The sequence below is a fragment of the Streptomyces sp. HNM0645 genome (assembly GCF_030056615.1).
Lineage (GTDB): Bacteria > Actinomycetota > Actinomycetes > Streptomycetales > Streptomycetaceae > Streptomyces > Streptomyces marianii.
In genome coordinates this window covers 58,370-72,164 of record NZ_JASHLT010000040.1, presented here as the reverse complement: position 1 = coordinate 72,164, position 13,795 = coordinate 58,370, and the positions used below count along the sequence as shown (strand labels likewise).

The 13,795-nt window shown below is 71.0% G+C and carries 9 protein-coding genes and 1 pseudogene; 3 read left to right on the top strand and 7 right to left on the bottom strand.

Annotated elements, in window-relative coordinates:
- Positions 1-734, bottom strand: a pseudogene (locus tag QMZ92_RS25270) (sugar-binding protein); the annotation flags it as partial.
- Between the two features lie 414 nt (positions 735-1,148).
- Here QMZ92_RS25270 and QMZ92_RS25265 point away from each other — a divergent pair.
- Positions 1,149-3,437: an N-acetylmuramoyl-L-alanine amidase gene (locus tag QMZ92_RS25265; protein WP_283299772.1), complete on the top strand. Its 2,289-nt coding sequence runs from the start codon at positions 1,149-1,151 to the stop codon at positions 3,435-3,437.
- Positions 3,438-3,652: 215 nt separating this feature from the next.
- On the opposite strand, the gene QMZ92_RS25260 is transcribed toward QMZ92_RS25265, so the two are convergent.
- Positions 3,653-4,936: an amino acid deaminase gene (locus QMZ92_RS25260; protein WP_283299770.1), complete on the bottom strand. Its 1,284-nt coding sequence runs from the start codon at positions 4,934-4,936 to the stop codon at positions 3,653-3,655.
- Positions 4,937-5,415: 479 nt separating this feature from the next.
- A complete protein-coding gene (locus QMZ92_RS25255; RefSeq protein ID WP_283299769.1) occupies positions 5,416-6,801 on the bottom strand; it encodes a M14 family metallopeptidase in 1,386 nt (461 codons plus the stop codon).
- 181 nt (positions 6,802-6,982) lie between these two features.
- On the opposite strand from QMZ92_RS25255, the gene QMZ92_RS25250 reads away from it, so the two are divergent.
- Both QMZ92_RS25250 and QMZ92_RS25245 read left to right on the top strand, forming a co-directional pair.
- Entirely contained in the window at positions 6,983-8,260 is a 1,278-nt protein-coding gene (locus QMZ92_RS25250) for an Nramp family divalent metal transporter (protein WP_283299768.1), read from the top strand.
- 22 nt (positions 8,261-8,282) lie between these two features.
- Positions 8,283-8,837, top strand: coding sequence for a hypothetical protein (locus QMZ92_RS25245; protein WP_283299767.1), 555 nt, complete (start codon positions 8,283-8,285; stop codon positions 8,835-8,837).
- Between the two features lie 115 nt (positions 8,838-8,952).
- Here QMZ92_RS25245 and QMZ92_RS25240 read toward each other — a convergent pair whose 3' ends face one another.
- The 4 genes from QMZ92_RS25240 to QMZ92_RS25225 all read right to left on the bottom strand — a co-directional run bounded on the left by QMZ92_RS25240 (position 8,953) and on the right by QMZ92_RS25225 (position 13,581).
- Positions 8,953-10,650: a chitinase gene (locus QMZ92_RS25240; protein WP_283299766.1), complete on the bottom strand. Its 1,698-nt coding sequence runs from the start codon at positions 10,648-10,650 to the stop codon at positions 8,953-8,955.
- A 169-nt stretch (positions 10,651-10,819) separates the two neighbouring features.
- On the bottom strand, positions 10,820-11,266 hold the full coding sequence (locus QMZ92_RS25235; protein WP_283299765.1) for a hypothetical protein: 447 nt from the start codon (positions 11,264-11,266) through the stop codon (positions 10,820-10,822).
- Positions 11,267-11,327: 61 nt separating this feature from the next.
- Entirely contained in the window at positions 11,328-12,008 is a 681-nt protein-coding gene (locus QMZ92_RS25230; protein WP_283299764.1) for a hypothetical protein, read from the bottom strand.
- A 25-nt stretch (positions 12,009-12,033) separates the two neighbouring features.
- Positions 12,034-13,581, bottom strand: coding sequence for a hypothetical protein (locus tag QMZ92_RS25225; protein ID WP_283299763.1), 1,548 nt, complete (start codon positions 13,579-13,581; stop codon positions 12,034-12,036).
- Between the last annotated feature and the right edge of the window lie 214 nt (positions 13,582-13,795).

Below are 13,795 nucleotides of genomic sequence, written 5' to 3'. Positions count from 1 at the left end.
GAGACCTTGTCGACGGTGGCGTCCCACATCACCGGCGCCGGCATGACGGCCTGCTTCTTGGACTTCCTGTCCGTGAAGAGCACGCTGCCGTCGGCCTGCTGCTTGACCTTCAGGCCTTTGGTCCTCAGCGGCAGGGTGTAGGTGTAGCCCTCGGTGGCGGGCTTCTGCTTGATCTCGACGAACTGCTCGAAACCGGTGCGGGTCGCCTCCACGACGACGTCAGCGCCGGGCACGGCGTTCACATACTCGGCGCGTGTGCCGTCCAGCTTCGGTGCGGGCAGCCCGCCCTTCCACTGCAGCGTGATCTGCTCATCGCCCTCGCCGAGGGTGACCAGATCGACGGCCTTGGACGCCTGGGCCGCCTTCAGGGACGCGGCCGGGGCACCCGTCTTGCCCGCCAGCTTCAGCCCACGGGGGTGAGCCTTGGGCTCCACACCACCTGAGTGGCTGAACAAATCCAGGTCCACGTCACGCCATTGACCGGACGTGTCGTCCTGGAACCGGACTGGCCCGGCGGTCAGCTCGGTCGTCAGCGAACCGTCCTTGTTCGCCCAGGTCGTGGACGTCTCCGTGCGCTCCGAGAGCGCCTCGACCCGCTTCCCCGACAAGCGGGCGGCGACACGAGCTGACGGGATGTCCGCCGCTTGGGTGGCGGCCGGTTTCTTCGGCGCGGACTGCACCTCTGAGCCCGGTACCGCGGCGGCACTCGCGCCGTCGAGCAGGGTGACGGTCAATGCCAGGGTGAGGCCGCCCGCTATGTGGCGCAGGCTCCCCCCGGACCAGAGCCGTCCCCGCTCCTCGGGCGTGGGACTGTGAATCGTCATGATTCCTCGGTCTCTTCATCACAAGTATGCACTTCCTGTGCAGTACGTGTGTGACCGTACAGAGATCAAAAAAGGTCCCAAACTGTCCCAACTGGCCTATGTCCAGGCAGTTTTGAGCCCGGCATCCCATGATCGATATCGACCTGTGACAGGAATCCGGAGTCTGCTGCCCAGAATCGTGACGGTCATGCCTCTTCGGTGCCTCCTGAGTGCAGGCGCCGGCGCGTGACGGTGTACGTTCTCGCTCCACAGGGGGAGGGTGTGCGACCGCGGTCGTGCCCATGTCGCCCATTTCCGGTCGTTTATGGATGAGGAGTGGGCTGCATGAAGCGGCGTGGGCTATGGGGCACGGCGGCCACGGCCGTCGTGGGGCTGGTGGGAGTGCTGGTCTTCCAACAGGTGACCGGCGGTACGGGGGGTGAGGTCCTGCCTGATGGCAGACCCGGTCCCGTCAAGGCCCAGTCCCGGACGGAGCGACTGACGGCGAGCGACGACGGCCGCTCCGCGGCTCTGGCGCAGCGGGACACCGAGCGGTTCAGCATGCTGGGCGTGACGTGGACCGATCCCGCGGCGCGCTTCGCCGGCACGGTCGAGGTCCGCACCCGGTCGTCGGATTCCGGCCAATGGTCACGCTGGCTCCGGCTCGACGGTGACAGTGGGCAGGGCGAGCGCGGTGCCGTGCGTGGTGGCACCGAGCCTGCCTGGGTCGGCGCATCGAACGGTGTCGAAGTGCGCGTACGCGCTGGGGCGTCGACGACTTCCGGTCTTCCCGCGGGGCTGCGGCTGGACATGGTCGACCCCGGCAGCGGCAAGGTCACCGGAATGGAGCCGGCGGCATTCGCCGTGGAGGAGACCGAACAGCCCACGCCCACAGACTCGCCGTCGGACGGGATCGAGACCTCGCAGGCCCCGGCGCCGGAGGCTTCTCCCGGCGACGAGCAGCCGACCGCGCCTCCCGCCGGCGAGCCTCCCGTGAGCGAGTCGCCGGTCCCGTCCGAGACGCCGAGCGGGTCCCCGTCTCCGTCCGAGTCCACGTCCGGAGCGCCGAGTGCCACCCCTACGGTGAGCGTGCCGCCTGCGCCTCCCTCGACGGCGCCGCAGCCGCCGGTCACGTCGCGTGCCGGCTGGGGTGCGGACGAGTCGATCAGCCCGGAGGAGCCCGGCTATCTGCCCGGTGAGAAGATCAAGGCGGTGGTGGTGCACCACACCGCCGAGTCGAACTCCTACACCTGCGAGCAGGCTCCGGCGGTCGTGCGCGGCATCTACGCCTACCACGTCAAGCAGCTCGGCTGGAAAGACCTCGGCTACAACTTCCTCGTCGACAAGTGCGGCACGATCTACGAGGGCCGCAAGGGCGGCGTCGGCCGGCCCGTGATGGGCGCGCACGCCTACGGTTTCAACTCCGAGACCACCGGCGTCTCCGTCCTGGGCACCTACACCGACACCGCACCCTCGCAGGCCGCCATGGTCTCCGTCGCACGGATCGCCGCGTGGAAGCTCGGCCAGTACGGCGTGGACCCGGCCGGCACCACCACGCTCACCGCCGGCGCCGACGGCCGCAACTACACCGGAAAGACCTGGGCAAGCGGCGCCCAGCTGACCTTCCCCACCATCCACGGTCACCGCGACGGCTACAACACCCAGTGCCCCGGCAACGCCCTCTACGCCCAGCTCGGCACGCTCCGCTCCTGGGCCGGGGGCCCCGTCACCGGACTGGCGATCAAATCGATCACCGGCGCCGGGGTATCCGGCACGACGTACTACACCAAGGCGTCCGTCACCGTGAACTGGTCGTCCACCACCCCGACCTCACTGATCTCCCGGTACGAGCTGCTCGTCGACGGCAAGGTAGCCGCGACCACCGCGGGCACCGCGACCTCCGCCAAGGCGACCCTCGCCGCCGGTACCCGCAAGGTCAGCGTCCGGGCGGTCCACCAGTCCGGCAAGACCGCCACGTCCGCCGCAGCGACCGTCATCGCGGAGACCACGGCACCCACCTTCACCACCAAGCCCTCCCTCGCCCTGCGCACCGGCACCGTCAACACCACCGCCGTCCCCCTCACCCTGAGCTGGAAGGCGACCGACAGCGCCGCACTGAAGGAGGTGCGCCTGACCGCACCCCTGGCCAGGACGTACGGTCCGACCACCTACAGCGCCGCCCACACGGCGAAGTCGGGTGCGGCGACCACCTGGTCCATGACCGCCTACGACCAGGCCGGCAACACCACCGCCGCCTCCGTCGCGGGAACACCGGTGATCCTCCAGGAGACCTCCGCCACCCGGTCCGGTACCTGGAGCACCAAGTCGTCCACCAGCTATCTGGGCGGCAAGTCCTACTCCAGCTCCTCCAAGAACGCGAGCCTGACCTGGACCTTCACCGGCAGGTCCGCAGCCTGGGTGGTCTCCCGCGCCACCGGCTCCGGACAGGCGTACGTCTACGTCGACGGCGTCAAGGCCGCCACGGTCGACCTGAAGTCGTCCACCACCAAGTACCGCGACGCGATCTGGACCAAGACCTGGACCACCAGCGCCAAACACACCATCAAGATCGTCGTCGTCGGCACCAGCGGCCGCCCCACCATCACCACCGACGGCCTCGTCTACCTCAAGTAGCCGCCCGGCACGTCCGCCCCGGCACCGTGCCCGTCGCGTCCGGGGCGGCGAACGTGGACCTTCGGCCTTCCCCGTCGCTCGTCGACGAGGGCGCTGGTGTCCTGCGTAGGGAGTTCCGGCATGTGTGAGGGCACGTTCGCCATGCTGGAACGTGCCGTTCGATCAGCGCGTGCGGGACGCAGGTCGAAGGGCCGGCGGGTGGCTCGGGAGGTGCATCAGAAGAAGGTGCGGATGTAGTCGGTGACCGTGCCGTCCGCCTCGGCGACTGGGATCAGCTGCCACTTGTCGAACGACGTGCACGGGTGGGACAGGCCCATCCCGACCCAGTCCCCGACCTCCAGGTCAGCGTCCTCGTCCGTCCGAAGCCAGGCGTGCTGGTCCGACAGTCCGGTGACGGTGATGCCGGCGGCCGGGCGCACCGACCCGTCCCGGGCGTCCCGGACGACCTGGGCCTCGGGGAGGTCGAGGTCGTACGCGGCGTCGCGCTTGCCCGCGTTGGCGAACGCCTGCTGCCCGGACGGCCGGGACACGACCTGGGCCCAGAGCCGGAACGCGGGCTCCAGCGCGCCCTCCTCGGGCACCCGGTTGAACGGCGTCAGCTGCCTGTAGTGGCCGTCGTCGTGGGAGACGTACGCACCGGAGCGCAGCAGCCTGAGCACCGGGCGGGACAGTTCGGGAAGCTCCGCGAACACCTCGGCGACCGTGTCGAACCAGGCGCTGCCCCCGGCGCTGACCACGATCTCGTCCGTGGCCGCGAAGCGGCCGTCCTCGTCGAGGGTGACGGCCAGTGAGACGAGCCGGTGCAGCCAGTCGCGCACCCGCTCGGGCGTCGCGTCCGGGACCTCGCCCTCGTAGCCCGCGACACCGACCAGCCGCAGGTTCGTCGCCGCGGCGACCGCCGCGGCGACGGCGGTGCAGTCGGCGTCGCTGCGGGCACCGGTACGCGCGCCCTCGCCGGCGCCGAGTTCGACCACGACCTCCACGGGCCTGGCGGCGCCGCGCAGCGCCTCGTCCATCAGCTCCACGCCTCGCACGGAGTCGACGTAGCAGATGAACCGGAAGTCCGGATCCCGCTCCAGCTCACCGGCGAGCCAGCGCAGCGCCACCGGGTCGACGAGTTCGTTGGCGAGGAAGACGTGCCGGATCCCGTGGGCGCGGTAGACGCGGAGCTGGTGCGGGACGGCGGCGGTGATGCCCCAGGCCCCGCGCTCCAGCTGGCGGGCGAACAGCTGTGGCGACATGGAAGTCTTGCCGTGCGGGGCGAACGCGAGGCCGTGGCGCTCGGCGTAGCTCTCCAGCAGCGCGAGGTTGTGCTCCAGGGACTCCGCGGAGAGGGCGAGTACGGGAGTGGTGAAGCCACCGGTGAAGAGGTTGCGCCGCTGGGCGGCCAGCTCGCCGACGGTGAGGCCCTCGGCGTCCGGGGGGAGCGCCTTGAAACGGTGGTCGACGGTCTCGCGGGCGAGCCGGTCGAGGCCTTCGACGGTGTTGTCGGCGGGCATGGCGTGCCTCCTCGGCATGCTGTCGCGTGCTGGGCGACGCCGCGTCGCCCAGCACGCTCGGACTGTCCGGCACCCCGGCCGGGTGCCGGGGCGGTGGACCCATCAGACCAGGCCGCGACCGCCGTGGGCGCGTCAGGGGGACCGCGGCGGCCGCGGCGGCCGCGGCGGTCGGTGGTGTCGTGTGCGCGGTCTCCCCGGCGGGCCCCTGGTCACATGCCACCCTCGCGTACGAGATCCGCGCCCGGAGCACACGCGGGCCGTGCGCAAACCGCCTCGACGTGCCCGACGGCGACGGCCGGCGGACATGTCGTACCCCGTCCGGCCGGACGGCGGCCGGGCGGTCCGTGGAAGAGGCGGGTACGCCGACCGGGCTCGGCGGGGCGCCGGGGCCACGGCGTCCGGGAGGAGGAACGGGCGCAGGCCCGGCGGAATCCGCCGGGCCTGCGCCGGTGCCGCCCGTTCGGACGGCACCGCACGGTTCAGGAGCAGTACTGCTGTTCCTTGCCGATCGACCGGTACATGCAGTCCGCGTTCTCCAGCAGTTGCAGCACCGCGTCGCGGTTGCGGCTCGTCTCCCGCTCGATCACCTCGTCGGGCGGGTAGAAACCGCCGCCGATGAAGCTCCTCGGGTACAGCTCGAAGGTGTAGCCGAAGATCTTCTGGCTGCCCCACAGCCAGTCGTCGATCGACCCGTCCGTGATGTACAGGTCGCTGGACTGCTCGGGGGTGTAGCCGTTGCTCGCGGCCATCTTCCGGCCGACGGTGGCGAAGGCGTCGCGGTCGTCCTGGGTCATGCCGGGGGCCGTGTCGGCCTTGGTGTAGCCGTACGGCCACAGCACCAGTTCGCTGTAGGTGTGGAAGTCGATGCCCGCCGTGATCTGCTGCTTGCCCCCGACGACGCGGGAGCGCACGAAGTCGGCGACGACCTTCACCTCGGGGGCCGACTCGGCGGCCCGGCCGCGGTAGGTCGCCGAGCCGGGGGAGCCGGAGGAGCCGCCGCAGCAGCCGAACTTGAAGTCCCAGTTGCGATTCAGGTCCGTACCGACGGCCGACGACCCTGAGTTGGGCTGGCGGTTCTTGCGCCAGCTGCGGTAGGAACCGGTGGCGATGTCGTACTCGCCGCCGTCCGGGTTGAGGTCCGGCACGATCCAGATCTCCCGGCTGTTGACGGCGTTGGTGATCCGGGAGTCCGAGCCGTAGTCGTCGCCGAGCTCGCGCAGCAGGTAGAGGGCCATCTCCACCGTGAGGTGCTCACGGGCGTGCTGGTGGTGGGTGAAGAGGACCTCGGGCTCGTCCTCGTCGCTGCCGACGTTGTCGCTGACCTTGACGGCGATGATGTCGCGGCCCTGGTAGGACTTGCCGATCACCCGCTTGCTCATGATGTCGGGGTGGGCCGCGATGCGCTGGTCGATCTCCGCGTTCATCTCGGCGTAGTTGTGGTACCGGGAGTCGGCGGACGGGAAGTCGAACGGCTCGGCCGAGGTGCCCGCCGCCTTGCGGGACGGCGGCGCGGGCAGCGCTTCCAGGTCGTGGCCGAGCGCGCGGAGCCGCCTGGCCTGGCCGGCGTCGGCGCTGACGACGACCGTGTGGTCGTGGACCTCGTCGATCGAGACGCCGGTGGCCGCGACGGCCGTGCGTTCGGCGACGGTCGACGGGCCGTGGATCTCGTACTGGCGGGTCTGCTCGTCGGCCGCGGCGGCTGCGGAGCCCGCGGGTTCCGGTGCCGGGGACGCGGTCGCCGTGAAGGGCACCGCCACGGCGAGTGCCAGCAGGCCTGCGAGGGTGGCGGACCGGGTGGCGGACCTCCGGCCGCGGCGTCTGCCGGTGCGGCCGGGAGTGCCGATGCCGCGTGTGCGAAGTCGCATGCTGTCTCCTGGGTGGGGAGTGTGGGGGTGGCTGGATGCGACGTGCGGATGTGCTGACGGTGGTTCTGGTGTGTCGGGCACATGGTCGGGGTATGGCATGCCCCGGTCAATAGCACACGTCGGACACCGGTTGGCCGAGGTACGGGACGCACGGCACGAACGGGAAGGCAGGACCACACGTATGGCGGACACGACGGAAGACCGAGAAGGACGGGCGGCGGTCCCGGTGACGCGCCGGGCGAGTTGGCGTCACATCGGCCCGGGCATCGTCGTCGCCGCGACCGGCGTCGGCGCGGGGGACCTCGTCGCCACCCTGATCGCGGGCAGCAAGTTCGGCTACACGCTCCTGTGGGCCGCGGTCGTCGGCTGCCTGGTGAAGATCTCATTGGCGGAGGCGGCGGGGCGCTGGCACCTCGCCACCGGCCGCACCCTCTTCGACGGCTGGCGCAGCCTCGGCCGCTGGACCACGGTCTACTTCGTCGGTTACGTCGTCGTCTGGGGCTTCGTCTACGGAGCGGCCGCGATGTCCTCCAGCGCGCTGCCGCTCGGTGCGCTCTTCCCCGACGCGATGGGCCTCAAGTGGTGGGGCATCCTCTGCGGCCTCGTCGGGCTCGTCTTCGTCTGGTTCAACCGGTACGCCGTCTTCGAGAAGGTCATGACGGTCCTGGTGGGCGTCATGTTCCTGGTCACGGTCTATCTGGCGGTGCGTGTCGCGCCGAACCTGGGCGACGCGTTCGCCGGGCTCGTACCCGTCCTCCCGGAGGGCTCCCTCGTCTACACGCTCGGTCTGATCGGTGGCGTCGGCGGCACCATCACGCTCGCCGCGTACGGCTACTGGGTCAACGCCAAGGGCTGGAACAACACCGGCTGGATGAAGGTCATGCGGCTCGACAACCGCGTCGCCTACCTCACCACGGGGATCTTCGTGGTCGCGATGCTCTTCGTCGGTGCCGAGCTGCTGCACTCCTCGGGGATCGCGATCACCAAGGGGGACAAGGGCCTGCTGGACCTCGGCACGATCCTGGAGGACCGCTACGGCGCCACCACGGCCAAACTCTTCCTCGTCGGCTTCTTCGCCACGTCGTTCACCTCGCTGATCGGCGTCTGGCACGGCGTCAGCCTGCTGTTCGCGGACTTCGTCGCCCACTACCGGCCGTCGCTCGCGCCGGCCGGGACACCGCGCGAGAAGTCGCCGGCGTTCCGCGCCTATCTGCTGTGGCTCACCTTCCCGCCGATCTCGCTGCTGTTCCTCGACCAGCCGTTCGGTCTCGTCATCGTGTACGGAGTGATCGGGGCGTTCTTCATGCCGTTCCTGGCGCTGACCCTGGTGTGGCTGCTCAACTCCTCGCGCACCCCGCGGGAGTGGCGCAACGGGATGCTGAGCAACGCGATGCTGGGTGTGGCGGGGCTGCTCTTCGTCGTGCTGTGCGTCCAGCAGGTGCGTGAACTCCCCTGGTGAGGGTGCCGCCATACTGGCGGGCATGACGTACGGCGGATTTCCCGACCAGAACCCTCCGGCCGCCGGACCGCCGCCCGGCTTCGGCCCGCCCGTACCGGTGCCCCCGCAGGCGCCCTACGGCCCGTCGCGGACGGGCGGGTACGGGCCGGGCGGCTACGGGCCGCCCCAGCCGTACCCGTACGGGCAGCCGGCATCCCCGTACGGGCAGCAGTACGGGCAGCCGGTGCCGACGCAGGCGCACCCCGGGCCGCCGCCTCGGCCCCACGGCGGCCCGGCGCACGCCGAGGAACCGGAGTTCATCGCACACGACCGCACCAACTCCGTCGTCGTCGACGGCTCTGGTGTGGCCCTGGAGATCCAGGGCCACACCACGGAGTTCCCCTGGGCGCAGATCCGGACCGTCCACTACGCCCCAGCCCCCTACGGCACCGTCCTCATGGTGGCCGTCGCCCACGTCAGCGGACTGCTCTACGAGTCCCGGATCACCGCCCGCCGCAAGGCCCTGTTGCGGGAGTGGCTGGAGGAAGTGGCGCCGGTGGTCCACTTCCACCTGTCCCGGCGGCCGCCGGTGTACTGAACGCCCGAACGGCGGCAGCGCCACCGGTGGGGCGGTGGCGCTGCCTGTCCGGGAAGGACGGCGAGGACGGCGTGGACGGGAGGGCCGCGTGTGGTGTCCGCGGCCGCGCCCGTGGTCAGGGCAGGTTGTGCACGTGTGGTCCGACCGCGTTGGACCAGGCGTTGCCGGCCGTCGCGTCCCAGTTCGTCGACCAGGTCATCGCCCCGCGCAGGGTGGGGTACGTCCGCGAGGGTTTGAACGAGCCGCAGTTGGTGCCCCGGGTGAGGCAGTCCAGCGCGTTCTTCACGATCTGCGGATCGACGTAGCCGCTCCCGGCACCCCGGGTGGAGGCCGGAACGCCGATCCCCACCTGCGACGGGTCGAGGCCGCCCTCGAGCTGGATGCAGGCGAGCGCGGTGAGGAAGTCGACCGAACCCTGGGAGTAGACCTTCTGGTCGCAGCCGAGCATCGAACCGCTGTTGTAGTACTGCATGTTGACGACGGTGAGGATGTCCTTCACGGCGAGGGCGGTCTTGAAGTACTCCGTCCCGGTGTTCTGCATGTCGATGGTCTGCGGCGCCATCGTCAGGACCAGCGACGAGCCCGCCTTCTGCGACAGCCGGCGCAGGGCCTTCGTCAGATACGCCGAGTTGATGCCGTGTTCGAGGTCGATGTCGATCCCGCTGAAGCCGTAGCTCTGCATCAGGGCGTACGCGCTGTCGGCGAAGGCCGTCGCGGACGCGTCGCTGTTGATCGTGACGTTGCCGCGTTCACCGCCGACGGAGAGGATGACCGACTTCCCGGCGCTCTTCTTGGCGGCGATGTCGCTCCTGAACTCGTCCACGGATCCGTAACCGACTGCCGGGTCGAGGTTGAACACGATCTCGCCGGCGGTCGCGGTCGAGTCGGCGAACGAGACCGCGATGATGTCGTACTGCGACGACACGTCCCGCAGCTTCTGCACGGTCGCGCCGTTGTCGAAGTTCTGCCAGTAGCCGGTCACCGCGTGTTTCGGCACCGAGGGGTTGCCCGGGTTGCCGCCGCCCGACGTCGTCGCGGTCACCGGCGCCGACTTCGCCGACTCTCCTGCGGCGTTCGCGGCGGACACCTGGAACTGGTAGGACGTCGAGGCGGCCAGCCCGGTCACGGTCGTCGAGGTTCCGGTGACCGTCTGGACCCTGGTGCCGTTCCGGTACACGTGGTATCCGGTCGCGCCGGACGAGCCGGACCAGCTCAGCGCCACGGAGGACGAGGTCACCGCGCCCGCGGTGAGCCCGCCCGGAGCCGGGGGCACCACCGGGTCGGGGTCAGCGCCGCCGCCCCCGTCGGGTCCGAACACCGAGACGTCGTCGGCGAAGTAGGCCGGCTGCCCGTACCAGCCGTGGGTGTGGACCGTCACCGACGTGGTGGCCGGGCCCGTCGTGAACGTGGTGCTCAGCTGGGACCAGCCCGAGCCGCCGGGCGTCCAGACCGACACGTCGGTCGTTCCCGTCCCGCTCGCGCCCAGGTACACGTAGGAGCCCTGCACCCAGGCGCTGAGCCGGTACGTCGAGTCGGGCTTCACGGACACGGTCTGCGAGCACTTCGCGTTGTCCTGCCCGGAGGGCGTGCCCCTGAGCGCCGAGGCCCCACCGTGCACCGGCGACGACACCACGGCTCCGCTCCCGCCGGAGCACGTCCAGTTCGTGAGTCCCGACTCGAACCCGGCGTTCTTGGCGTTGTTGACGTCGGCGGCCAGCGCGGTGCCGGCCCCACCGGTCAGCCCGAGCCCGGCGCCGACGGCCAGCGCCAGCACTCCGCCGAGCCATCTGCGTCTGCGTGTGGTGCGGTCCACTTTGCTGCCTCCGTGGGGGAGTGGGGGAGGAGGTACGGAACGGTGGCCACCGCTGGCCCCAAGCTGGTCCAGACCAATCGGGTTGTCAAGGCCTCTGGCGGAACCCCGTATACGAAAGCGGCCCGGTCCCCAGGGGACCGGGCCCGGCCTCGCGACCGCCGACCACCCCTCAGGCGTCCTCCTGCAGCCGGTCCGCCGCACAACCCGCGACACACCCCAGTACCAGTACGGCGTTGGACATCAGCAGCCCCTCGGCGGCCAGCCGCTCCCACTGGAGCCCCATGTTCAGCAGCTGGGCCGCGACCGGCACGGCGAGCGCCGCCGTCAGATGCCGCGGCACCGAGTCCCGGAAGGGAGCGCGGTGGATCCGCGCCGCCGCCCAGACGGCGAGCGCGATGCACAGCGCGTTCGGCAGATGGACCAGCAGCAGCCGTCCGCCGAACGTCTCCATCCGCGCGGCGGTCGCCACGTGCTCGTAGACCACCGTCGCCTGCACGTACTCCGTGAAGAGCAGGACGACGACCCCGGCCGCCCAGGCCCGCGCCAGCGCGAACAGCGCCGCTCCAGGCCTCCCGTCCTCCCGGGCGGACGCCCCGGGAGAGCCGTACCTCGTCATCGTCCTCCGCCTCCCGTCAGCAGCCCACCGCGCGGTGCGCCGGACACCGGCCCTGCCTGACCTACCTGACCTCGACCGACTCGACGATCTTCTTCAGATCGTCGTCGCCGAGCCGTCCCTTCACCGCGTCGACACGCACGGCGTACGCCTTCCTGGCCGTGTCCAGTCCCGCGACGAGCACGCCCCGGACCCGGTCCGGTCCTCTGGTGAACTCGAAGTCGATCCGCCGTGCCTCGCGCCGACCCTCCGGACCCGCGACGGTGATCTCCTTCTGGCCCTTGGGCGTGGAACCGAGGGCGATCCCCGCCTCGGCACCGATCGCCGCCTCCTCCGCCGAGTCGGCCTCGGTGAAGCCGAGCTGCACGGTGATCGTGCCGACCGCCCGGCCGTCCTCGGTCAGTGTCGCCGCGGCGGCGTTGAACCTGCTGCGCTCGGCCTCGCCCTGCTCCTTGAACGCGGGCGGATGCGCGACCGAGACGGACGGCGTCTCCAGCGTTCCCCACCCCTTCGGAGCGACCGACGCGGCCTGGTCCGATCCGCATCCGGCGAGGGCCAGCAGGGCGACCGCCGTGACCAGCCGCAGGCCGGCCCGCCGCGCGCCGCCGCGGGCGCGCGCGGGCACGGCCGGCATGCCCTCGGCCCGCCCGGTCGTGCCCCGCCGGTCCGTCGCTCGCCCGGTCGTGCGTCCGGCCCGCCCGCCCGTGCCGGCGCCGTGCCTGCTGCCCGTGCCCTGTCTGCCCACGGCCTCGGTGCACCTGTCGCCGGGATCAGTTCGCACAGTAGCCGTACGGGACATAGCTCCGACCGCCTCCCTGCGGCGCCCCCAGGAACTCCGCGTCATCGAGGATCTCCTCCTTCGTCTCCCTCGAGACCGAGAAGCCCAGACTCAGTCCCAGGTTCAGCTCGAAGCCGTACTCCGCCGCGTCGGTCAGACCCGTGTACGTCGTGCGGCTCGACAGACCCTCGTCGAAGAGCAGCTGTCCGAACGGGTCGTCCGCGCCCGGCCGCGTCGTCGGGGCGTGATGGTCGAACATGTAGCTGAACGGCGCCGCGTACTGGCCGTTCCCGTCCAGCCACTGCCGCGCCACCGCGCGCTGCCTCGCCCCTTCGGCTCCGGGCGGGATGACGATCGAGTCGGTGACGACCTCGATGCCCGTCTCCTGGTCGGTGCCCTTGACCGAACCGCTTCCGCCGCGCTTGCCGTCGCCGTCCCGGCCGTTGTCGCCGCCGATCTTCACCCCGTCCTTCGTGGCGCCCTTCTCGACCGTGCGCGTCATGTCGATCCGCAGCAGCTCACCGGTCTCCTTGTCGTGGGTGACGGTGATGGTCCCCGTCTGCGTGGTGGACGCGGAGGCCTCACCGCCGAGGGGCCCGGCCTCGTACCCGACCTTCGTGCCGTACTCGATCGACGCGCTGTAGGTGTAGGACTTGGTGCCCTTGAAGTCGTTGTCGGTCCACGTCGCCTCGGGGGAGAACCTGAAGTTCCCGCCCAGTGCGGCGCTCAGCTTCCGCTCGTCGCCGGGCGAGAGCTTCAGGCCGGCGGCGGCGCTCGCCTCGATACCCACCTTGCCGTGGCTGATGTGCCGGTCGCCCAGCTGCTCCTCGATGCGGTCGCGCAGCTTCTCCTCCTCGGCCATGGGGCCCTTGCCGAAGAGATAGAGGATGCTGTTGCCCAGTCCGCCGCCCCGGGCGCTGGAGTGCCGGTTGGCCACCTCGTACGTCTTCAGGCTCTCGAGGTCGTCGCGGAACGCCTTCGCGTCCGCCTCGCTGTCGAACACCCAGGTGTCCCCGTTGGTGACCTTGATCCCGGCGCCCAGCTCGACCTTGTCCGAGCCGAACCGCCCGACCTTGGCGCCCGGCTTCCAGTCCTTCCTGGCGGCGATGGAGGCGGCGTCCGTGAAGGTCATCAGTACCTGCTGGTCGTTCTCGTCGACCGTGCCGTCCTTGTTGACGTCCGTCTTCGACCGGAACGTCTGCTGCTGGAAGCCGTACTCCTCGCCCCACTCGATGAACAGCAGCTTCCCCTTGGCGCCGGCCTTGTCGCTGACCGAGGAGATCTGGCAGAGCGCGGGTTCGTAGTCGGCGTCGGTCCCGGGGGCCGCATCGCCCCCTCCCGGAGTACCGCAGGACCCGCCGAAGGTGACGAGACAGCGCAGCGTGTCGGCGATGGTCCCGTCGACGCCCGTGCCGACGAGGGCCCCGACCACGGCGGCGGAGACGACGATCACCCCCACGTACTCCGAGGCGGCGGCGCCCCGGTCGCGGGGGCCCCGTCCGCGTCCGCGCGGCGGAGCCGTGTGTCCTTCCCGTCCCATGCCCGTCCCTCTCCGGCCCACGGACCTTCCGGCCCTCAGGCCCTCCGGCCCACCGGCTGGCGGGCGGCCCCTCCGACCTGCCGACCCACTGGCCTGCGGTCGTCGGACCGCTGCTCTCACCGACCGGAATCGGACGGTACGGATGCCGGGCGCCCGGGGCGTGGGCCCTGGGGCCCCATTCCGGGCCCAGGCGGCGGGTTGGGCCCCGGCCGGG

Bases quoted from the DNA above. Each gene is read 5' to 3' on its own strand.
- QMZ92_RS25265 (WP_283299772.1), top strand. From the start codon at position 1,149: ATGAAGCGGCGTGGGCTATGGGGCACGGCGGCCACGGCCGTCGTGGGG.
- QMZ92_RS25260 (WP_283299770.1), bottom strand. From the start codon at position 4,936: ATGCCCGCCGACAACACCGTCGAAGGCCTCGACCGGCTCGCCCGCGAG.
- QMZ92_RS25255 (WP_283299769.1), bottom strand. From the start codon at position 6,801: ATGCGACTTCGCACACGCGGCATCGGCACTCCCGGCCGCACCGGCAGA.
- QMZ92_RS25250 (WP_283299768.1), top strand. From the start codon at position 6,983: ATGGCGGACACGACGGAAGACCGAGAAGGACGGGCGGCGGTCCCGGTG.
- QMZ92_RS25245 (WP_283299767.1), top strand. From the start codon at position 8,283: ATGACGTACGGCGGATTTCCCGACCAGAACCCTCCGGCCGCCGGACCG.
- QMZ92_RS25235 (WP_283299765.1), bottom strand. From the start codon at position 11,266: ATGACGAGGTACGGCTCTCCCGGGGCGTCCGCCCGGGAGGACGGGAGG.
- QMZ92_RS25225 (WP_283299763.1), bottom strand. From the start codon at position 13,581: ATGGGACGGGAAGGACACACGGCTCCGCCGCGCGGACGCGGACGGGGC.